At 75.2% G+C, this 21,466-nt stretch carries 16 protein-coding genes; 11 read left to right on the top strand and 5 right to left on the bottom strand.

Annotated elements, in window-relative coordinates:
* Window positions 1-553 precede the first annotated feature (553 nt).
* The 10 genes from CP974_RS12545 (at window position 554) to CP974_RS12500 (ending at window position 12,335) form a co-directional block, all read left to right on the top strand.
* On the top strand, window positions 554-1,870 hold the full coding sequence (locus CP974_RS12545) for a cytochrome P450 family protein (RefSeq protein ID WP_037936892.1): 1,317 nt from the start codon (window positions 554-556) through the stop codon (window positions 1,868-1,870).
* A 110-nt stretch (window positions 1,871-1,980) separates the two neighbouring features.
* Window positions 1,981-3,093 carry an L-tyrosine/L-tryptophan isonitrile synthase family protein gene (locus CP974_RS12540; RefSeq protein WP_078915389.1) on the top strand — a complete coding sequence of 371 codons (1,113 nt, stop codon included), beginning with the start codon at window positions 1,981-1,983 and terminating at the stop codon, window positions 3,091-3,093.
* 126 nt (window positions 3,094-3,219) lie between these two features.
* The gene (locus tag CP974_RS12535; RefSeq protein ID WP_051839062.1) at window positions 3,220-4,584 is read left to right on the top strand and encodes a cation:proton antiporter; all 1,365 of its coding nucleotides are present in this window, start codon (window positions 3,220-3,222) and stop codon (window positions 4,582-4,584) included.
* Window positions 4,585-4,811: 227 nt separating this feature from the next.
* On the top strand, window positions 4,812-5,720 hold the full coding sequence (gene rfbA, locus CP974_RS12530; RefSeq protein WP_031129353.1) for a glucose-1-phosphate thymidylyltransferase RfbA: 909 nt from the start codon (window positions 4,812-4,814) through the stop codon (window positions 5,718-5,720).
* Entirely contained in the window at window positions 5,717-6,697 is a 981-nt protein-coding gene (gene rfbB, locus CP974_RS12525; protein WP_031129354.1) for a dTDP-glucose 4,6-dehydratase, read from the top strand. Before rfbA ends, rfbB begins: the two co-directional genes overlap by 4 nt.
* Before the next feature lie 199 nt (window positions 6,698-6,896).
* On the top strand, window positions 6,897-8,021 hold the full coding sequence (locus CP974_RS12520; protein ID WP_031129355.1) for a DegT/DnrJ/EryC1/StrS family aminotransferase: 1,125 nt from the start codon (window positions 6,897-6,899) through the stop codon (window positions 8,019-8,021).
* A gap of 95 nt (window positions 8,022-8,116) precedes the next feature.
* Complete coding sequence (locus CP974_RS12515) at window positions 8,117-8,719, top strand: dTDP-4-dehydrorhamnose 3,5-epimerase family protein (protein WP_031129356.1); 603 nt, start codon at window positions 8,117-8,119, stop codon at window positions 8,717-8,719.
* On the top strand, window positions 8,710-9,864 hold the full coding sequence (locus CP974_RS12510; protein ID WP_078915390.1) for an NAD-dependent epimerase/dehydratase family protein: 1,155 nt from the start codon (window positions 8,710-8,712) through the stop codon (window positions 9,862-9,864). Before CP974_RS12515 ends, CP974_RS12510 begins: the two co-directional genes overlap by 10 nt.
* Window positions 9,861-11,273 (top strand): NDP-hexose 2,3-dehydratase family protein, encoded by a 1,413-nt coding sequence (locus CP974_RS12505; protein WP_037936894.1) that lies wholly within the window; start codon window positions 9,861-9,863, stop codon window positions 11,271-11,273. Before CP974_RS12510 ends, CP974_RS12505 begins: the two co-directional genes overlap by 4 nt.
* 192 nt (window positions 11,274-11,465) lie before the next feature.
* Window positions 11,466-12,335 (top strand): alpha/beta hydrolase, encoded by an 870-nt coding sequence (locus tag CP974_RS12500; RefSeq protein ID WP_051839064.1) that lies wholly within the window; start codon window positions 11,466-11,468, stop codon window positions 12,333-12,335.
* 90 nt (window positions 12,336-12,425) lie between these two features.
* On the opposite strand, the gene CP974_RS12495 is transcribed toward CP974_RS12500, so the two are convergent.
* From CP974_RS12495 to CP974_RS12485, 3 genes are read right to left on the bottom strand one after another with little or no spacing between them, the layout of a single operon-like run.
* The gene (locus CP974_RS12495) at window positions 12,426-12,926 is read right to left on the bottom strand and encodes a copper chaperone PCu(A)C (protein ID WP_031129360.1); all 501 of its coding nucleotides are present in this window, start codon (window positions 12,924-12,926) and stop codon (window positions 12,426-12,428) included.
* Window positions 12,923-15,286, bottom strand: a complete 2,364-nt coding sequence (locus CP974_RS12490) for a heavy metal translocating P-type ATPase (protein WP_031129361.1) — start codon at window positions 15,284-15,286, stop codon at window positions 12,923-12,925. Before CP974_RS12490 ends, CP974_RS12495 begins: the two co-directional genes overlap by 4 nt.
* Entirely contained in the window at window positions 15,283-15,531 is a 249-nt protein-coding gene (locus CP974_RS12485; protein WP_031129362.1) for a hypothetical protein, read from the bottom strand. The genes CP974_RS12490 and CP974_RS12485 overlap by 4 nt, the downstream gene beginning before the upstream one ends.
* A 392-nt stretch (window positions 15,532-15,923) precedes the next feature.
* On the opposite strand from CP974_RS12485, the gene CP974_RS12480 reads away from it, so the two are divergent.
* Window positions 15,924-17,516 carry an MFS transporter gene (locus tag CP974_RS12480; protein ID WP_078915391.1) on the top strand — a complete coding sequence of 531 codons (1,593 nt, stop codon included), beginning with the start codon at window positions 15,924-15,926 and terminating at the stop codon, window positions 17,514-17,516.
* 118 nt (window positions 17,517-17,634) lie between these two features.
* Here the strand turns inward: CP974_RS12480 and CP974_RS12475 are convergent, their stop codons facing one another.
* Complete coding sequence (locus CP974_RS12475; protein WP_051839066.1) at window positions 17,635-19,236, bottom strand: FAD-binding oxidoreductase; 1,602 nt, start codon at window positions 19,234-19,236, stop codon at window positions 17,635-17,637.
* A 173-nt stretch (window positions 19,237-19,409) separates the two neighbouring features.
* On the bottom strand, window positions 19,410-21,182 hold the full coding sequence (locus tag CP974_RS12470; RefSeq protein ID WP_078915392.1) for an NAD(P)/FAD-dependent oxidoreductase: 1,773 nt from the start codon (window positions 21,180-21,182) through the stop codon (window positions 19,410-19,412).
* Window positions 21,183-21,466: the final 284 nt, after the last annotated feature.

Here is a 21,466-nt window from a genome sequence, read left to right as displayed (position 1 = left end):
CCGACCGAAACCATCAACGTGCCCAGAATGCTGAACCGGACAGCGCTCCCCCGTGAGGCCATCATGGAAATGAACTCTATGGGATGAACCCCGAGGCCGCGCCAGTCAATTTGGCCAGTTGTTTGATCAATTCCGGTCAGCACCGTTCGAGTTGACCAAGAAACAGATCCGCCTTGACATGTTGACCTGTGGCCAAGAATACTCGCTCACTGTTGGTGACGTGTCTGCGCTGACGACGCGTCACCGTACGTACCACCGGCCCCGCGCCTCTCGCGGCTGAGCCGGGACACCACGGAGATCCACCCCCGCGAAGGCCGGCCCGCGCCCACCGCCGCCGCCTTCCGCCACCCGACCCGCCCCTCCCCGGCCGCACCCGCGCCCGAGCCCCGCCCCGCGCCGCCACGCCCCGACGGCACCGCCGCCCGGCGCCCCCGCGCGTCCGGGTGCGGGCCCCGTGCGCCCGCGTCCGCCGCCGCCGTGCGCGCGGCGCCCCGCGAACCTCCGCCCCCGCCCACCGGGGCAGTACCACCCACCAGGAAGGAAGCACCACGCCATGCCGCGTCCCGAACCGCTGCCCCTGCACGGCAAGGAGTACAAGTCCGACCCGTACCCGCTGTACCGCAAGCTCCGCGAGGAGGGCCCCGTCCACCGGGTCAACTTCCCCAGCGGCGTCAACGCGTGGCTGGTCACCGGGTACGAGGCGGCCCAGAGCGCCCTCACCGACGACCGCCTCGGCAAGAACCACGACCTGGGCAACAGCGCCTGGCGCGAGCGCGCGGCGATCATGCCGGAGCCGCAGCACTCCCAGCTCCAGGTGCACCTGCTGCACCAGGACCCGCCGAAGCACACCGTCATGCGCAAGCTCGTCACCGAGGCCTTCACGCCCCGCAACGTCGAGCGGGGGCGCGCCCGCTTCGAGGAGATCGCCACCGAACTCCTCGACGCCGCCCTCGGCACCGCCACCGGCGAGGCCGACCGGAGCGGCGGGGTCGTGGACGTCGTCTCCGCCTTCGCCGCGCACTTCCCCTTCCGCGTCCTCGCCGAGGTCATCGGCCTGCCCGAGGAGATCGCCGCCCGCTTCGACCGGGACTGGGGCAAGGTCGTCCAGCCCGTCGGCCCCAGCGACCCGCTGCGGCCGGTCTACGAGGGGCGGCTGCGCGGCCTGCAGGAGTACATCACCGAGGTCGTCGAGCACAAGCGCGCCCACCCCGGCGACGACCTGCTCACCAAGCTCGTACGCGCCTGCGAGGCGGGGGAGATCACCAAGGAGGAGCAGGACTCCATCGTCTTCCAGCTCCTCGTCGCCGGGCAGGAGCCGGTCACCAACCAGATCACCACCGCCCTCATCGCCCTCCTGCGCCACCCGGCCCAGCTCCGGCGCCTCCAGGAGGCCGTCGCCGGCGAGCCGGACGACGCCGGCGAGGCCCTGCTCGGCCGCGCCGTCGAGGAACTGCTCCGCTACGACAGCGCCTTCGAGCTGACCACCTGGCGGTTCTTCGCCGAGGACTCCGACCTCTTCGGCACCACCGTCCCCGCCGGGGACTCGGTCATCGTGTCGCTGTGCGCCGCCAACCGCGACCCGGAGCGGTTCCCCGACGCCGACACGCTCGACCTCGACCGCACCCCCAACCCGCACATGGCGTTCGGCCACGGCATCCACTTCTGCCCCGGCGCCGCCCTCGCCCGCGTCGAGCTGCGCATCGCCCTGCGCGCGCTGCTCACCCGGCTGCCGCAGATCCGCCTCGCCGTCCCGGACGAGGACCTGGCCTGGGTCGGCGCCGTCCTGGCGCGCGGGGTCAACGAACTGCCCGTCGCCTACGGCCCGCGGGACGCCGCGCCGCGCTCCGGCGGCTGCCCCGTGGCGCACTGACCCGCGCCCCCGCCATGCCGTACGAACCGGGCCCGGCGACCGCCGCCGGGCCGCCCCACCACGTCACACCGCCGACGGCACCACGACACACGGAAGCGAGCCGATTACCCATGTCCGAGTCCGCCACCGCCACCGTCCTGACGCCCGACGTCGAGCGCGTCAGCCAGGAGATCGTGCGGCTCCTCATCCCGCACCGCCGCACGGTGGAGCCCGACACCCATCTCGACAAGCCCGACGACTTCCCCGAGCAGCTGCGCCAGATAGCCGACTTCGTCGGCAAGAACGAGCAGGTCATCTTCAGCCTGCCCGGCTTCCCCTGCAAGTCGCCCAACACCGACAAGGTCTTCGGCCACCTGCCCGACCACGGCGAGCGGCTCGCCCTGCGCTTCCTCGACTCGCTGTGCGCCGAGATCGGCAAGGTCTACGCCCCCGGCGCCCGCGTCCTGATCTGCTCCGACGGCCACATCTTCGGCGACGTGATCCGGGTCCCGGACGAGCACATCGACGCCTACAACGACGCGCTGCTCGACATGATCCACGCCGAGGGCCTCGCCGACCACCTCGACTGCTTCGACCTGCGGGACTGCTACGGCCCCGACCTGTCGTACGACGAGAAGCGGCAGAAGGCCGCCGTCACCCTCGGCCCCACCCTGGAGGAGCTGCGCGCCGAGGTCCGCGAGGACGAGGCCAGCCTGCGCATGTACCGGGGCATCACCCGGTTCCTCGTGGAGGACACGGCCGGCTGGGAGGGCTCCCGGTCCGCCCTGCAGCGCGACTGCCGCCGCCGGGCGTACGAGGTCATCCTGCGCAGCCGCGCCTGGAGCGAGCTCATCGCCGAGAGCTACCCGCGCAACGTCCGGCTCTCCATCCACCCGCAGAACCGGGGCTCCGTGAAGTTCGGCATCCGCCTCCTCGGCGCCGCCGACGCGTGGACCACCCCCTGGCACTCCGTGCTGCTGCACCGCGCGGACGGCACCTGGGAGCTGATGCACCGCCGCGAGGCCGAGAAGCTGGGCCGGGAGGTCCACCAGGACGGCCGGCCGAGCCACTTCGAGGCGTTCACCGACGGGACCGGCGACGGCGAGGCCCGTACGGACGCCTCCGCCGGCACCCGTACGGACGCCCGTGCCGGCGCGGGCGCGGGCTCCGAGGTCCGTACCGGCGCGGGCTCCGACCTCCGTACCGGCGCGGACCCGGCCGCGAGGACCGTCGCAGCGGCCTGACGCCCGAGCGCGGCCCGGCCGCCCGGGCCGCGCCCGGTGCCGCCCGGGCCGCGCGCCCGCGATGTCGTACGGAGACGCCGTACGGCGACGTCGTACGGAGATGTCGTACGGAAGGGAGTCCCGCCCATGTCCGTGGCCGCCTCGGTGGTCCAGCCCCTCCCCAGCCACGCCCTGATGGTCCTGCTCCTCCAGCTCGGCGTCCTGCTGCTGTGCGCCCTGCTCCTCGGACGGCTCGCCGAGCGCCTCGGCATGCCCGCCGTCGTCGGGGAGCTGACGGCCGGGGTGCTCCTCGGCCCCTCGCTGCTCCTGCACCTCGCCCCCGGCGTCGGGAACTGGCTGTTCCCGCAGAGCACCGAGCAGATGCACCTGCTCGACGCCGTGGGCCAGTTCGGGGTGATCCTCCTCGTCGGCTTCAGCGGTATCCACCTCGACCTCAAGCTCGTCCGCAGACAGGGCGCCCGCGCCGCCGGGGTCGGCGCGGCGGGCCTCCTCGTCCCCCTCGTCCTCGGCGCCGGGCTCGGCCTCCTGATGCCGGCCGCGCTGCGGGCCCCGGGCGCGGACCACACGGTCTTCGCCCTGTTCATCGGCGTCGTCATGTGCGTCAGCGCCATCCCCGTGATCGCCCGCACCCTCATCGACATGAAGCTCATCCACCGGGACGTCGGCCAGATGATCCTGGTGGCCGTCACCATCGACGACGCCGTCGGCTGGGTGCTGCTGTCGCTGGTCGCCGCCATGGCCACCACCGGCCTCTACACCGGGGAGGTCCTCACCACCCTCGGCGAGGTCGGCCTGCTGCTCCTCGCGACCGCGACCGCGGGCCGGTGGCTGGTCGGCGCCTCGATGCGGGCCGCCGGCCGGGCCGGCGTGCCGGGGCTGCCCGTCGTCACCGCCGTCGTCCTGATGACGCTCTCCGCCGCCGGCACCCACGCCCTCGGACTGGAGGCGGCGCTCGGCGCGTTCTTCTGCGGCATCCTCATCGGCGGCACCCGGGAGTTCGACACGGCGTCCCTCGCCCCGCTGAACACGACCGTCATGGCCGTGCTCGCCCCGCTGTTCTTCGCGACCGCGGGACTGCGGATGGACCTCACCTCCCTCGCCGACCCGGAGATCGCCCTGTGGGGGCTGGCCGTCTTCGCCGTCGCCGTCGCCGGCAAGTTCCTCGGCGCCTTCCTCGGCGGGCTCACCACCCGGATGAACCGCTGGGAGTCGCTCGCCCTCGGCGCGGGGATCAACGCGCGCGGCGTCATCGAGGTGATCATCGCCCTGATCGGCGTACGGCTCGGCCTGCTCACGGTGGAGATGTACTCGATCGTCGTCCTCGTCGCCGTCCTGACGTCCCTCATGGCCCCGCCGGTGCTGCGCTTCGCCATGAACCGGGTCGAGCAGACGGCGGAGGAGGAGCTGCGCGGACACCGCTTCCTGTCGCGGACGGGCGCCGCCCCGGCGCCCGCCCCCACCCCGGCCCCCACCACGACCGCGGACCCGTGACGACGGCGGACCCGTGACGCACCCGGGCCGTGACCCACGCGGCCCCGTCACGCCCCCGCCCCCGGGGCCATGACGCACCACCGGCCCTCACGCCCACCGGGCCCTCACGCCCGTACGCGCATGGCGCCCGCACCCACATGACGCCCCTGCGCACACGACGCCCGCGCGGGCCCGCGACGCCCGCGCGGGCGTCGTGACGACCACGACTCCGGAAGGGAGGGCACGGGATGAAAGGCATCATCCTGGCCGGAGGCAGCGGCTCCCGGCTGCACCCCATCACCCTGGGCGTCTCCAAGCAGCTGCTGCCCGTCTACGACAAGCCGATGATCTACTACCCGCTCTCCGTGCTGATGCTGGCCGGCATCACCGAGATCCAGATCATCGCCGCCCCCGGCGACGTGCCCGGCTTCCAGCGGCTGCTGGGAGACGGCTCCGCACTCGGCCTCACCCTCACGTACACCGAGCAGGACAAGCCGCGCGGCCTCGCCGACGCGTTCGTGCTGTGCGCCGAGCACATCGGGGACGACCAGGTCGCCCTCATCCTCGGCGACAACCTGTTCCACGGCCCCGGCTTCGGCGAGATCCTGCGCACCAGCGCCCGGGACGTCGACGGCTGCGTCCTGTTCGGCTACCCCGTCGCCGACCCCGAGCGGTACGGCGTGGGGGAGATCGACGCCGAGGGGCGGCTCGTCCGGCTGGAGGAGAAGCCGGCGAGGCCCCGCTCCAACCTGGCCATCACCGGGCTGTACCTCTACGACAACGACGTGGTGGAGATCGCCCGCTCCCTGCGCCCCTCCGCGCGCGGCGAGCTGGAGATCACCGACGTCAACCGGATCTACCTGGAGCGCGGCAAGGCCGGCTTCGTCCAGCTCGGGCGCGGCTTCGTCTGGCTCGACACCGGCACCCACGACGCCCTCACCGAGGCCGGGCAGTACGTGCAGATGCTCTCCCACCGGCAGGGCGTGCGCATCGGCTGCGTCGAGGAGATCGCCTGGCGGATGGGGTACATCGACCGCGACACCTGCCACCGGCTCGGCGCGGCCCTCTCCCGCTCGCCGTACGGCCGGTACCTGATGGACATCACCAGCGACGCCCGCCACGACGGCGGCGCCACGAGGACGGAGGAGCGCGCATGAGGGTCCTGGTGACCGGAGGCGCCGGGTTCATCGGCTCCCACTACGTACGGGCCCTGCTCGACGACGTCTACGAGCCGGGCGCGGCCCACACCGTCACCGTCCTCGACAAGCTCACCTACGCGGGCAACCGGGACAACCTCCCGGCCGCCCACGACCGCCTCTCCTTCGTCCACGGCGACGTCTGCGACCCGCGCCTGCTCGCCGGGGTGCTGCCGGGTCACGACGCCGTCGTCCACTTCGCCGCCGAGTCCCACGTGGACCGCTCCATCGAGGGCGGCGCCGACTTCGTCCGCACCAACGTCCTGGGCACCCAGACGCTCCTGGAGGCGGCCGTGCGCGCCCGCGTCGGGCGGGTCGTCCACGTCTCCACCGACGAGGTGTACGGCTCCCTGGAGAGCGGCCGCTGGACGGAGGAGTCCCCGCTGCTGCCCAACTCCCCGTACGCCGCCTCCAAGGCGGGCTCCGACCTCGTCGCCCGCGCCCACTGGCGCACCCACGGCCTGGACGTCTCCGTCACCCGCTGCTCCAACAACTACGGGCCCCGCCAGCACCCCGAGAAGGTCATCCCGCGCTTCGTCACCCACCTGCTGCGGGGCGAGCCCGTGCCCCTGTACGGGGACGGCCGCAACCGCCGCGAATGGCTCCACGTGGACGACCACTGCCGGGCCCTGCACCTGGTCCTCACCCGCGGCCGGGCCGGCGAGGTCTACAACGTCGGAGGCGGGGACGAACTGACCAACCGCGAGCTGACCGAGCGCATCCTCGCGCTCTGCGGCGCCGACCCGTCGATGATCCGCCACGTCCCCGACCGCAAGGGCCACGACCTGCGCTACGCCGTCGACGACGGCAAGATCCGCGAGGAGCTGGGCTACGCGCCCCGCCACACCCTCGACGAGGGCCTCGCCGCCACCGTCGCCTGGTACCGCGACCACCCCGGCTGGTGGAAGGCGGACGCGGACACGCCTCCGGGCCCCTGACCACCACCCCGGACCCCCTCAGGACCCCCGGACCGCCGGACCCCCTCAGGACCACCGGACCACCGGACCCCCTCAGGACCACCGGACCACCGGACCCCCTCAGGACCACCGGACCACCGGACCCCCTCAGGACCACCGGACCACCGGCCCGCCCCCGCACGACGCACGACCGCCACGCCCCACACCGGAGGAGAGCGCCATGACCACCTACGTATGGGACTACCTGCCCGAGTACGAGAAGGAGAAGGACGACATCCTCGACGCGGTCGGGAAGGTCTTCGCCTCCGGCCGCCTCGTCCTCGGCGACAGCGTCAAGGGCTTCGAGGAGGAGTTCGCCGCCTACCACGGCACCGGCCGTCGCTGCACCGGCGTCGACAACGGCACCAACGCCCTCAAGCTCGCCCTGGAGGCCCTCGGCGTCGGCCCCGGCGACGAGGTGGTCACCGTCTCCAACACCGCCGCCCCCACCGTCGTCGCGATCGTCTCCACCGGGGCCACCCCCGTCTTCGTCGACGTCCGGGAGGAGGACTTCCTCATCGACACCGACCAGGTCGAGGCCGCCATCACCGACCGCACCAAGGTGCTCCTCCCGGTCCACCTCTACGGCCAGTGCGCCGACATGGAACCCCTCAGGGCGATCGCCGAACGGCACGGCCTGAAGCTCCTGGAGGACTGCGCCCAGGCCCACGGCGCCCGCCACCACGGCCGCCCGGCCGGCACGATGGGCGACGCCGCCGCGTTCTCCTTCTACCCCACCAAGGTCCTGGGCGCCTACGGCGACGGCGGCGCCGTCCTCACCGCCGACGAGGACACCGACCGCGCCATGCGCCAGCTCCGCTACTACGGCATGGACCAGGTCTACTACGTCGTCCGCACCCCCGGCCACAACTCCCGCCTGGACGAGGTCCAGGCGGAGATCCTGCGCCGCAAGCTCACCCGCCTCGACGCCTACGTCGCCGGCCGCAACGCCGTCGCCCGCCGCTACGAGGAGGGCCTCGCCGACCTCACCGGCCCCGGCGGGCTCCGCCTGCCCACCACCAACCCCGGCAACACCCACGTCTACTACGTCTACGTCGTCCGCCACCCCGAGCGCGACCGGATCATCGAGGCGCTCAAGGCCCACGACATCGCCCTGAACATCAGCTACCCGTGGCCCTGCCACACCATGACCGGCTTCGCCCACCTCGGCTACGCCGCCGGGTCCCTGCCCGTCACCGAGAAGCTGGCCGGCGAGATCTTCTCCCTGCCCATGTACCCCTCGCTGCCCGAGGCCGTGCAGGACCGCGTCATCACCGCCCTGCGCGAGGTCGTCACCGCGCTGTGACCGCCCGTCCGTGACCGCCCGTCCGTGACCGCCGCCCCGTGACGGCGGACCCGCGCACCCCCGCGCACGCCACCCCACCGGAAAGGCCCACCACCGTGCAGGCAAGGAAACTGGGCATCGAGGGCGCCCTCGCCTTCACCCCGCCCGTCTACCGCGACGACCGCGGCCTGTTCACCTCCCCGTACCAGGACGCCCCCTTCACCGGCGCCCGCGGCACCTCGCTCTTCCCCGTCCGCGACATCAGCCACAACCTCTCCGCGCGCGGCGTGCTGCGCGGCATCCACTACACGACCACCCCGCCCGGCCGGGCCAAGTACGTCTACTGCCCCTACGGCCGGGTCCACGACTACCTGGTCGACCTGCGCGTCGGCTCGCCCACCTTCGGCCGGTGGGAGGCCGCCGAACTGGGCGGCGACGACTGCCGGGCGCTGTACATCCCGGTCGGCGTCGGCCATGCCTTCCTCTCCCTGGAGGACGACTCGATGGTCGTCTACGTGATGTCGCACGGCTACGTCCCCGAGAACGAACTGGCCGTCTCGCCCCTCGACCCCGAGCTGGGCCTGCCCCTGCCCGACGGGTACGACCTCGCCCAGTCCGAGCGGGACACCGCGGCCCCGACCCTCGCCGAGGCGCTCGCGCAGGGCCTGCTGCCCTCGTACGACACCTGCCGGAAGGTGGAGGCCGAGCTGTGGCAGTGAACCCGCCCCTGATCGCCGTGCTCGGCGCGACCGGCTTCGTCGGCTCCGCCGTGCTGCGCCTGCTCGCCACCCGCGAGGTGCGCCTGCGCGCCGTGTCCCGGCGCCCCGCGGCCGTACCGCCCGGCGCCGCCGCCGACGTCGAGGTGCACACCGCCGACCTGACCGAGCCCGGCGCGATGGCCGCCGCCGTCGAGGGCGCCGACACCGTCGTCCTCGCCACCCTCTACAGCGCGGCCACCGCCACCTGGCGCGTCGAGGACGGCGACTCGGCCGCCGAGCGCGTCAACGTCGGCCTCGCCCGCGACCTCGTCGACGCCCTCGCCGCCCGCGCCCCCGGAGGCCCCCTGCCCAGGGTCGTCTTCACCGGCGCCGCCTCCCAGGTCGGCCCCACCGGCAAGGAGGTCCTGGACGGCACCGAGGAGGACCGCCCGGCCGGCCCGTACGACCGGCAGAAGCTCGCCGCCGAACGGGTCCTCCTGGACGCCCACGCCCGCGGTGTGTGCCTCGCCACCTCCCTGCGGCTGCCCACCGTCTTCGGCTACGGTCCCGGCTCCACCGCCCGCGACCGGGGCGTCGTCTCCGCCATGACCCGCCGCGCCCTCGCCGGCGAGCCCATCACCATGTGGCACGACGGCTCCGTGCGGCGCGACCTGCTGTACGTCGAGGACCTCGCCCGCGCCGTCGTCGCGGGCGTCGACCACGCCGAGACGCTCGCCGGCCGGCACTGGCTGCTCGGCACCGGGGAGGGGCGCCCGCTCGGCCCGGTCTTCCAGCAGGTCGCCGTGCTCGTCTCCGACCGCACCGGCCGGCCGCCCGTGCCCGTCGTCTCCGTCGAGCCGCCCGCCCACGCCGAGGCCGGGGACTTCGCCGACGTCACCATCGACGCCTCCGCCTTCCGCACCGCCACCGGCTGGGCGCCGCGCACCCCGCTCGCCGAGGCGCTGCGCCGCACCGTCGACCACCTGGCCGCCGAAGCGGAGCGCGACCGGGCTGCGGAGGCGGCAGGCGCCACGGCCGCCGAGCCCTTGCGGAACCCGCCCGCCGAGCCCGTACGGAACCGGGCCCCCGAGCCCGCACGGGCCCCGGTGGCGGAGGCGGCCCCCGGCCCGTCCGGGGAGGAGCGGACCGCGGGGGGCACCGCGTGACCGCCGCCGCCCCGCCGCCCGGCGCCCCCGCCGCGCTGCGCCCGCGCGCCGCGCACGACCTGCCCGCCCGGCTCGCCCGGTCGGCCGCCGCCACCGGGCAGGGCCACCACCTGCGTACCGACGAGGTCCCCGGCTGGCTCGCCGAGCGGGCCCGCGCCCACCGGTTCGCAGTCCGCCGCACCCCGCTCGACCGGCTCGACGGCTGGTCCTTCACCCCGGACGGCGGCGACCTCGTCCACCACAGCGGCCGGTTCTTCTCCGTGCGCGGACTCGCCGCGACCGTCGACGAGGGGCCGTTCACCCGCTGGCAGCAGCCCGTCATCCACCAGCCCGAGGTCGGCATCCTCGGCATCCTGGCCAAGGAGTTCGACGGCGTCCTGCACTTCCTGATGCAGGCCAAGATGGAGCCCGGCAACCCGAACCTGCTCCAGCTCTCCCCGACCGTGCAGGCCACCCGCAGCAACTACCAGCGCGTCCACCAGGGCGCGCGGGTGCGGTACCTGGAGCACTTCGCCGCCCCGGCGCGCGGCGGCAGGGTCCTCGCCGACTCCCTCCAGTCGGAGCACGGCTCGTGGTTCTACCGCAAGTCGAACCGGAACATGCTGGTGGAGACCACCGCCGAGGTACCGGCCGACGAGGACTTCCGCTGGCTCACGCTCGGCCAGATCGGCGAGCTGCTGCGCCTCGACCACGTCGTCAACATGGACGCCAGGACCGTGCTGGCCTGCCTGCCGATGGCCGCGCCCGGACCCGAGGCCCTGCACACCGACACCGAGCTGCTGTCATGGTTCACCGCCGAGCGCGCCCGCCACGACGTGGACGTGCGGCTCGTGCCGCTCGACGGCGTCGAGGGCTGGCGGCGCGGCGCGGACGGCATCGGGCGCCCCGACGGGCGGTACTTCCGCGTCACCGGCGTCACCGTCGAGGCGGGCAACCGGGAGGTCACCGGCTGGGACCAGCCGCTGCTCGAACCGTGCGGCACGGGCGTCGCGGCGTTCCTGTACCGGCGCTTCGGGGGCGTACCGCACCTGCTGGCGCACGCCAAGGTGGAGGCCGGATACCTCGACACCATCGAGCTGGCCCCCACCGTCCAGTGCACGCCGGGCAACTGGGACCCGGTGCGCGCCGACGAGCGGCCTCCCTTCCTCGACGCCGTGCTCGACGCCGACCGGCGGGGCGCCGCCCACTACGCGGCGGAGCACTCGGAGGAGGGCGGCCGCTTCCTCCAGGCCCGCATCCGGTACCTGTTCGTGGCGGCCGACGAGGAGGCGGCGCCCCTCGAACCGCCGCCCTCCTACCGGTGGGTGAGCGTCGACCAGCTCAACTCCCTCACCGCGCACGGCCACTACGTGAACGTGCAGGCCCGCACCCTGCTGGCCTGCCTCACGACGGGCGCGGTCCGCCTCTGACCCCCCGGCCGGCCGGCCCCCTCGGGCCCGGCCGGCCGCACACGGACCCCGCCGACGGCCGTCCCGCCGTCCCGCCGTACCGCCGTCCCGCCGTCCCGCCGTCCCGCCGTGCGGCCGTACCGCCGTGCGGCCGTGCGGCCGTGCGGCCGTCCGCGCCCCGTGATCCCGATCCCCTCGAGAACAGGAGGACCCATGCCCCCCTCTCCCCCGTCCCGCGTCTCGCTGGACGCCGGCGGCCTCGCGCTCTCCGGCCTGCTCGCCGAGCCGGCCGGGGAGCCGCGGGGGACGGTGCTCGCACTGCACGGCGGGGGGACCACCGCGGGCTACTTCGACGGCCGCGCCCACCCGAGCGTCTCCCTCCTGGCGCTCGGGGCGCGGCTCGGCTTCACCGTGCTAGCCGTCGACCGACCCGGCTACGGGGCGTCCGCGCCGCACCTGCCGGACGGCGCCGACCGGGACGAGCAGGCCGACCTGGTCCGGGCGGCCTTCGCCGACTTCGCCGCCCGGCACCCGGTCGGCCCCGGCGTCCTGCTGCTCGGCCACGCCTTCGGCGGGCAGGTCGCCCTGGTCGCCGCCGCGCGCGGCGGCCTGGACGGCCGGCTGGTGGGCGTGGACCTGTCGGGGTGCGGGCACCGCCGCGCCCCCGACCGGGGCGCGGCCCCGTCGCCGTGGGGGCCGCCCAGCCTGTACCCGCCCGGCACGTTCGCCGCGGGGGCGGACCCGGTGTGCGAGGCCCCGGCGGCGGAGGCCGCGCAGGCGGCGCGCTGGCCGCGCGACTTCCCGGCCGTCGCGGCCCGCACGGCGGTGCCGGTGCGGCTGACCTTCGCCGAGCACGAGGCGCAGTGGCGGCACGACGCGGAGGCGCTGGCGGAGCTGACCGCCCACTTCACGGCGTCGCCGCGGGTCAAGGTGGCCCGGCAGCCCGCGGCGGGGCACCGGATCAGCCTCGGGTGGGCGGCGGCGTCGTACCACCGGCGGGCGCTGGCGTTCTTCGAGGACTGCCTGCGCCACCCGGCGTGCGCCCGGTCCCGCCGCCCGGCGCCCCAGCCCACCCGCGCCTGACACGCCCCCGCCCAGGCGCGCCTGACACGTGAAGGGCCCCGCCCCGGCCGGTCGGCCGGAGGGCGGGGCCGTACGCGCTCCCGCGCCGCGCTAGCGGGACGCCCAGTCCGCGTGGCGGACCACCACGGCCTGCGCCGTGACCGTGCCGCTCTGCCGGAAGCGCAGGGTGAAGGGGATGCGCTGCCCCAGCTCCACCGGGCCCCGCAGCTCCACCATCACGTCCGTGCCGTACGGGGTCATCTCCAGCGTCCCGCGCGCCGGCACCTCGACCGAGTCGATCATCTGCATCTTCGCGGCGGCCCGTCCGGCGTCGGCGTCACGCGAGAACATCGCCGAGTCGACCGCCGGCGAGTCGACCGAAAGGAGCCGGTCGGCGGAGGTCCCCCGGTTCTCCACGGTGAAGACCACCGCCGTCGACTCCCGGCCCGGGAACGGCTGGAGCAGCCGCGCGTGGGTGACCTCCAGCTCCGCCGGGGAGCCGGCCGCGCCCGCCGCCGTCCAGGCGGTCAGCCCGCCGAGCGCGACGGCGCTCGCCACGACGGCGGACAGGGCGGGCAGGAACGGCTCGACCCGGTCCCGTAGGGCTTTCATACGCGGGCCTCCGATGCCGACGCGCGGCGTGCGGGCCGGGCCGCCCCGGCCGGGCGCGCCGGCCGCGCGGGGCGGCCGGGCTGCCAGCCGCGCAGCCGCAGGCTGTTGGTGACGACGATGACCGAGCTGACCGACATGGCGGCGGACGCCACCATCGGGTTGAGCCAGCCGGTCGCCGCCAGCGGGATGGTGACGGCGTTGTACCCGAACGCCCAGACGAGGTTCATGCGGATCGTGCCGAGCGTGCGCCGGGCCAGCAGCACGGCGTCCGCGACGGCCTCGACGTCCTCCCGGACCAGCGTCACGTCGGCGGCGCCGATCGCCGCGTCCGTACCGCCGCCCATGGCGACGCCCAGGTCCGCCCCGGCCAGGGCGACCGTGTCGTTGACGCCGTCGCCGACGACGGCGACCCGGCGGCCGTCCGCCTTCAGCGCGGCGACCAGCTCCGCCTTGCCCTCCGGGGTGCACCGGGCGTGCACGTCCGCCTCCGGGATGCCCAGCTCCGCCGCGACGGCCCGCGCCGTGGCGTCCCGGTCCCCGGTGGCCAGCACGGGCCGCAGGCCCAGGCGGCGCATCCGCTCCACGGCCCGGTAGGCGCCCGGCCGCAGCGTGTCGCCGAGCGCGATCACGGCCCGCGCGGCGCCGTCCACCTTGACCAGGACCGGCGTGTGCGCGGCCTCCTCGGCGGCGGCCAGCGCCTCGGCCAGGGGTCCGGGCAGCTCCGCGTCGCCCGGCGCGCACACCTCGACGCGGTGCCCCTCGACCCGCCCGGCCACGCCGACCCCGGTCGTGGAGACGAAGCCGGCGACCCCCGGCAGGGCGTCCTCGCCCAGCGTGCGGCGCCCGTAGGCCGTGACGGCCCGGCCCAGCGGGTGGTCGGAGCCCTGCTCGACGGCGGCGGCCAGCCGCAGCACCTCGCGCCGCTCGTCGTCGCGGTGCGCCCCGCCCAGCGGGGTGACCCCGGTGACCTTCAGCTTGCCGGTGGTGAGCGTGCCGGTCTTGTCGAGGACGACCGTGTCGACGTTGCGCAGCGTCTCCAGGGCGCGCGGCCCGCTGACGAGGATGCCGAGCTGCGCGCCCCGCCCGGTCGCGGCCAGCAGGGCGGTCGGCGTGGCGAGGCCCAGCGCGCACGGGCAGGCGACGACCAGGACGGAGACGGCGACCGTCACCGCGACCTGCGGGTCCGCCCCGGCGCCCAGCCAGAAGCCGAGCACGGTCACCGCCAGCGCCAGGACGACGGGCACGAACACCCCGGCGACCTGGTCCGCGACGCGCTGCGCCCGCGCCTTGCCCGCGAGGGCGTCGGTGACGAGCCGGGTGATCCGGGCGAGCTGCGTGTCCTCGCCGACGGCCGTCGCCCGCACGAGCAGCATCCCGCCCGCGTTGACGGCGGCGCCGACGGCGGGGGAGCCGGGGCCGACCTCCACGGGCTCGCTCTCACCGGTGACCAGCGACAGGTCCAGCGCCGAGCTGCCCTCGACGACGACGCCGTCCGTGGCGACCTTCTCGCCGGGCCGGGTGACGAAGACCTGGCCGACCCGCAGCTCCTCGATGGGGACGCGCCGCTCGCGCCCGGACTTCTCGCACCGCACGGCCACGTCCTTCGCGGCCAGCTTCGCCAGCGACCGCAGCGCGGCGCCCGTGCCGCGCTTGGCGCGCGCCTCCAGGTACCGCCCGGTCAGCACGAACATCGGCACGGCGACGGCGGCTTCGAGGTAGATGTGCGCCACGTCCGCCGACGGGGACGGCAGCAGGCTGAAGGGCATCACCATGCCGGGCACGCCCGCTCCGCCGAGGAAGAGGGCGTACGTCGACCAGGCGAACGCCGCGATCGTGCCCAGCGACACCAGCGTGTCCATGGTCGACGCGGCGTGCCTCAGCCCGCGCACCGCCTTCACGTGGCAGGGCCAGGTGCTCCAGAAGACGACGGGCGCGGTGAGCGCGAAGCAGAGCCACTGCCAGTTGCTGAACTGGAGCGCCGGGACCATGGACAGCGCCAGGACCGGCACCGCGAGGGCGACGGTGATCCACATGCGCTGCCGCTGGGCGGCGACCTCGGCGGCCTCCTCCTCGTCGCGGCGCTCTTGCCGGGCGGCCTCCGGCTCCTCCCGGGTCTTCGGCGGGGCGGGCGGCTCGGCGGTGAAGCCGGACCGCTCGACCGCGGCGACCAGGTCGGGGACGGTGTACGACGCCGGGTGGGTGACGCGCGCGGTGTGCGTGGCGAGGTTGACCGACGCGACCACGCCGTCCAGCTTCGCGAGTCCCTTCTCCACGCGGGCGACGCACGCCCCGCAGGTCATGCCGCCGATGAGCAGGTCGGTGGTGACCGTGGCGGCGGCCACGGGTCCGGGGGCGGTCATCGGCTCATCTCCTCCATGTCCATGCCGCCCATGTCCGCCCCGCCGTCCCCGCCGGAGGTCCCGGCGGGGGCGCTGTAGCCGGGGTGGAGGCCGGGGGCGACGGGCCCGGCGAGCGTTCCGACGGCGTACGAGGCGGCGAGCAGGGCCGCCAGCAGCATCAGGAACCCGGCCAGGCCCGGCAGCGGCCCGCGCGGCGAGGCGTCCGGGCGGTCGGGCGTGGCCGGTTCGGGCCGGGCGTCCTTCATGGTGCTCCGCTCCTGCGACGAGCGCCCGCCAGCCACGACTCCCGGTACGGGGGATGGCCCGGACACGCGGCTGACGGGCCGACAAGGGACGGGCCGCTGCGGGGAGGGGTCCTCCCGCGGCCCGGCCACTCATGCTGGCACGGAAACCCGCGGAAACCACCCGGCGCGGCCGGGATGCCGCACGTGAGCATTCTCCCGTTCCGCGCCGGGAACCCGTGCGCGCCGCGGGCCGACTACCTGGAGAAAGCCTCCGCCGTCACGTCGGCCAACTCCCTTGCGGGGAGGGCCTGTTTCCGGCCTCCGGTGTCCCGAAAGGGCGCTGACCCGATCGATCTCCACCTGCGACGATGACGACGAAACCCGCCGTACGGCGGAGAGGGAAGGACCGCGCGATGCCGCACGACGACGCACAGGGCGCAGCACCCGGCCGGGGGACCCCGCCCGGCCCGGAGAAGCCGCCCGCCCCGGAGAACCCGCTGACCGGCGGGCGCAGTCCGTGGATCCTCGTCGCCATCGCGGGCGCGCTGGCGTTCACGGCGATGCTCGACATGAACGTCGTGAACATCGCGCTGGCCACGATATCCACCGACCTCGACGTCTCCCCGTCGATGGCGCAGTGGGCCGTGCTCGGCTACCAGCTCGCCGTCGTGTCGATGCTGCTGCCCGCCGGCCGCTGGCTGGACGCCGGGCGGGGCCCCGGCGGGCCGGGCGGCTCGGCCGGGGGAGGCGGCGGCGGTGTCGGGCTGCGGCCCGCGCTGCTGCTGGCCGTGTCCGGCTTCTCCGTGTGCGGGATGCTCGCCGCGCTCGCCCCGTGGATGGCGTGGCTGGCCGTCGCCCGTGTCGCCCAGGGCGTCTTCGGCGCCCTGCTGTTCGTCCTGATGCCCGTGCTGGTGATGCGGGCCGTGCCGGCGTCGATGCGGGGCCGGGCGATGAGCGTGCCCGCCACGCTCGGCCCGCTGGGCGCCGTGACCGGGCCGGCCGTCGGCGGTGTCCTGCTGGACGCCTTCGGCTGGCGGGCCGTGCTCCTGGTGAAGCTGCCCGTCTGCCTGGTCGCCCTCGTCGTCGTGGCCCGCGTCCTGCCCCGGCACGGCGGGCTCACCCCGCCCGGCCGGCAGCCCCTCACCGACGCGGCGCTCGTCGGCGGGGCCGTCGCCGCGCTGCTCCTCGGCCTGACGCTGGCGCCCGGCGTGCCGGCCTGGCTGCTGCTGTGCCTCGCCGCCGTACCGCCCCTGGTGTGGTGGACGCGGCGCCCCGCCGCGCGGCCCGTCGTCGACGTGGTCCGCGCCTCGGGCGTCGCCGGGGTGTACGGGGCGGTGTTCGCGCTCGCCGCCGGGTTCGCGGCCATGCACTACGTGGTCGCGCTGCGCCTGCAGAGCGGCGGCGGGCTGTCGGCGACCGCGACCGGGCTGACCGTGCTGGCGTTCCCCCTCGCCATGGGGCTGATGGGACCGCTCGGCGGGCGCCTCGCCGACCGGGTCGGCCCCCGGCCCACGGCCGTCGCGGGCGCCTGTGTCACCGCGGTCGGCCTCACCCTGCTCGCGCTGACCGGCGACCACTGGACGCAGGCCGACATCGCCTGGCGGCTCGCCCTCGCCGGGGCGGGCATGGGGCTGTACGGCGGGCCGACGCAGACCCTCGTCATGACCGCCGCGCCGCCGCGCGCCACGGGCATCGCCGGGTCGCTGGTGCAGCTCTCCCGCAGCCTGGGTTTCGCGATGGGCCCGGCGCTGGCCGGCGCCGCGTGGGGCCTGGCGGGCGGGGCGGACGGCGCCCGGTACGGCCTGGTGATCTCCGCGGTGGCCGCGTGGCTGTGCGTGCTGCTGCTCGCCGCCCGGCGCGGTGGCCGCGGCGGTGCGCCGGGCGCCCGCTCCGGGCGCCCGGAACCGGAGGCCGCCCCGGCGGCGACCGCCCCCGCCGGGGGCCCGGAGCCCGGCGCGGCACCGGAGCCCGGCCCCGAGCCGAAGCCGGAGCCGGCCGCCCGCTGAGCCGCCGCGCCCGTACGGACCGTTCCGTACGGGCGCCGGGGCCACGGTCCGGCAGGGCCGTCGACCTGGCCCGGCCGTCCGTCCGCCGGGCCACCCGGCCGCCCGGTCGGCGGCGCCGTCAGAGCGGGGCGTACCGGCCGGGGGAGAGGATGCCGTCCGGGTCCAGGGCGGCCTTCAGCAGGCCGATCGTCTCCCACGGGGCGGTGTCCCACCCCGTCAGGGCCTCCATGGTCTCCACGCCGACGCGGTAGAACCGGAAGCCGTCCTCGTACAGCCTCCGGTGCAGCGCCGTGTTGCAGGCGCGGGCGGCCTCCTCCTGCGCGGGGTCGTCGCGGTCGAAGTACAGGTTGACGACGGACTCCAAGTAGTCGGGCCCCGTCGGGTTCACGGCGATGGCCGGGACCATGCCGTGCTCCGCGCAGGTCTTCTCCACGAGCGCCACCAGCTCCGCGACGGTCCGCCCGTCGACGGCGGCGACCGGCATGCACGCCAGGTAGCCGACGGAGGTGCCGTCGAGGACGTCCGGGTCAGCGGGCGTCTCCTTGCCGGGCACCGACTGGTACAGGCCGTGCAGGAACGCCGTGGTGGGCCGCCCCGTGTGCACGTCCCACAGGGCGGTGACCACCGGGTCGGCGCCGGGCGCGGCGGCGTCCGCCTCGGCGAGCACGCGCGGCGAGGCGCCCGCCGCGGTCAGGGTCCGCCGCGCGTCTGCCACGGCGAGGGCCACCTGCTCGGCGGTGCCGTCCACGGCGACGGCGCCGGTCCACGTCGGCACCCGCCCGCCGCCCGCCATGGCGAGGACCCGCTTGTCGTTGAAGACATGCACGATCGACCGGAGCGTGCCGCGCAGGAACAGCTCGCGCACGGCGTCCACCACACCGGGCAGCGCCGCCTCGGAGAGCGTGAACACCAGCAGCCGCAGGCACTCCTGGCGGGGCAGCAGGTCCACCACGGCGGCGGTGACGACGCCCAGCCCCGACTGGACGAACAGCCCGTCGAGGCGCGGGCCGACGCCGTACGGGTAGTGGTGGAGCTGCCGGCTCCCCTCGCCCGCCCACAGCCCGGTGCGCATCGGCTGCCCGGTGCCGAGGACGACCTCCAGGCCGCGCACCTCCTCGGCGCGGTGGCGGCGGAAGCCCGTGCCGCGCTCCAGGAGGTTGCCGACCACGGAGGAGTGCGGCGAGGAACCGGTGACGTTGGCGACCAGGTCCGGGTGGTGGGCGGCCAGGTGGTCGGCGAGCTGGAGCTGGGTGACGCCCGGCTCCACGATCGCGTACCGGCCGGCCGGGTCGACCTCCCGTACGCGGTCCATGCGGGACAGGTCGAGCAGGGCGCAGCCGTCCCGCACGGGGAGGCGCGAGCCGAGGCCCCAGTTGAAGCCGGTGCTGTAGGGGTGGAGGGGCACCTTCTCCTCGCGGGCGACCCGTACGATCGCGGCCACCTGCGCGGCGTCGGAGGGCCGCAGGACGGCGACCACCCGCCGCGGCCGGAACGCCGAGGTGTTGCGCGAGACGGCGGCCAGGGCGGCCTCGTCGTCGGCGACGGCGTCGGCCCCGGCGATGTCCCGCCACCGCGCGACCGCCCGCCTCTCGGCCGCTGTCCGCTCGGCCGCTGTTCTCTCGCCCGCTGTCCGCTCGCCTTCCCCGCTCTCGCCGTGCCTGGTTCCGCCCTCCCCCCTCTCGTTCTCCCTGCTCTCGCCTTCCCCGCTGTGCTGGCCCATGCGACCCTCGCCCTCTGCTGGAACGGACTGGTACGTGCTGGAGGCTGGTGCGTGCGGGCCGGGCCCCGGGCCGCCGCACGCGGGCGGCGGCCCGGGGCCCGGCCGGGTACTGCGGTGGCCGCGGCCGACGGGCCGTCAGGCGGTGGGCGCGGACGGCCGCGGCCGGCGGGCCGTCAGGCGTGGGCGCCCAAATCGAGCATCCCGGCGTGCAGCAGCCGCTTCAGCAGCCGCTGCGCGCCCTCGTCGAGGCCGGCCACGAGGTCGCGCCACAGCACGGGCCCGCCGCGCAGCCGCTCCCACAGGGCGGCGGCGCCGTCCCGCTCGTCCAGGCCCCGCACCTGCGCGCCCTCGGGGTCGTCGGCGAAGCGGAACCGGTGCGCCGGCAGCGTCCGGGCGAGCGGCGACTCGACCAGGTCGCCGTTGCGCACCGGGTCGGCCCAGTAGGCGGCGACGGCCTTCTGCTCCGCCGCCGGCATGAGGTCCGGGTCCGGCGGGATGGCCGCCTTGAAGCCGGGGATGTCCAGGGCCGGGCCCCGCGAGGCGGTGACGCCCTCCTTGAGCGCGACCTTCGTGTCGGCGTCCAGCCGCAGGTCGTTGGCCTCGGCGTACGCGGTCATGAACGGGCCGTCCACGTCGAGCGCGGCCAGGCCCTCGCCGCGGGTCAGCACCTGGAGCAGGTCCGGGGTGAACGCCGTGTTCAGCAGCGCGTGGAAGGTCGCCTCGTGGTCGGGGGCGGACAGGCCGTCGGTGCCGCGGCTGTTCCAGTACACGCTCTCCGGGTTGTCCTTGCCGATGGCGTGGTACCACTGGTCGATGGAGAGCGCGAACGAGGCGGCCATGCCGTGCCACTCCGTGTCGTAGTCCCGCCACAGGCCGCGCACCTCGTCCTCGGTGTGCTCGCCGCGGCGCGTCTCGCGGATCAGGGCGGCGGCGGCGCGGGCCTGGTTGGTGGCGAAGGCGACCCCGGAGGAGAAGAGCGGGTCGACGAAGTAGGAGGCGTCGCCCAGCAGGATCCAGCGCCCGTCGTAGTCCGCGAACAGGTCGTTGATCATCGAGTAGTTGGTGGCGGTGAGCATCTTGTCGTCGATCGGGGTGACGTCCCCGATCAGCTCCCGCAGCTTCGGCACCTCCTTGACCGTGCGGAGGAAGACCTCGGGGTCGGTGAAGTCGGTGCCCGGCTGCTTGAGGATGTTCGGGTCGGTGACGATGCCGATGGAGTGGGTGGTGACCCGCTTCCCGTCGAGGACCTTCGGGACGGGGATGTACCAGCACCAGCCGTCGCGGAAGGCGAAGCAGCCGATCGGGGACATGTCCCCCTCGCGGAAGACGTTCCAGTCGCCCTCCAGCGTCTGCGCCGGCCTGCCGCCGAGGTAGTGCTGCCAGATGGCGATGTTCCGGTAGCCGGACAGCCACTCGCGCCGCTTGCCGGTGACGATGCTGTTGCGGCGGCCGGAGGCGTCCACGAAGAACCCGGCGCGCACGGTGCGGCCGTCCTTGAGGACGACCTCCCGGCCCGACCCGTCGGGCAGGGGCGTGCACGCCGCGACGGACGTGCCCTCGAAGACCTCGGCGCCCAGCTCGGCGGCGTGGTCCAGCAGGATCTTGTCGAACTCGGACCGGTTGACGTGGATCGCCCAGCGGTGGGCGCCGTCGCGGACGGTGTTGGCGTGGTCGAAGAAGGCCACGTGCGGGTCCCGGCCGCGCCACTGGAAGATGCCGCCGAACTTCTTCACCCAGCAGTCGCTGGCCATGACCTTGTCGAGGACGCCCGTCTCCTCGAGGACGGGTATGAGTGGGTGGGCGAAGGACTCCCCGATGTGCTCCCTGGGGAACTCCTCCTTCTCGAACACGGCGACGCTGAGGCCGCCCTGCTTCATGAGCAGCGCGGCGAGCGACGACCCGCCGGGGCCGCCTCCCATGATCACCACGTCGTAGTACGGTCGCATCACTTCTGGCCTCTCGGTGTCCGGGGTGGTACGGAGCGTGCGAGTGGTGCCGGTCCTCCCGGCCGTACCGGTGGTGCCGCGAGGACCGGTGGTGCGGATGGTGCGGTGGTGCGGGTGATGCCGGTGGTGCGGTGGTACGGATGGTGCGGGTGATGCGGGTGATGCGGGTGATGCCGGTGGTGCCGGTGGTGCGGTGGTGCGGGTGATGCCGGTGGTGCCGGTGGTGCGGATGATGCGGTGGTGCGGGTGGTGCTGTCGGCGTCTGTGGGCGGGGCCCCCGGCGG

This window comes from Streptomyces fradiae ATCC 10745 = DSM 40063 (assembly GCF_008704425.1).
Lineage (GTDB): Bacteria > Actinomycetota > Actinomycetes > Streptomycetales > Streptomycetaceae > Streptomyces > Streptomyces fradiae.
This window is presented reverse-complemented; position numbering and strand designations above follow the sequence as displayed.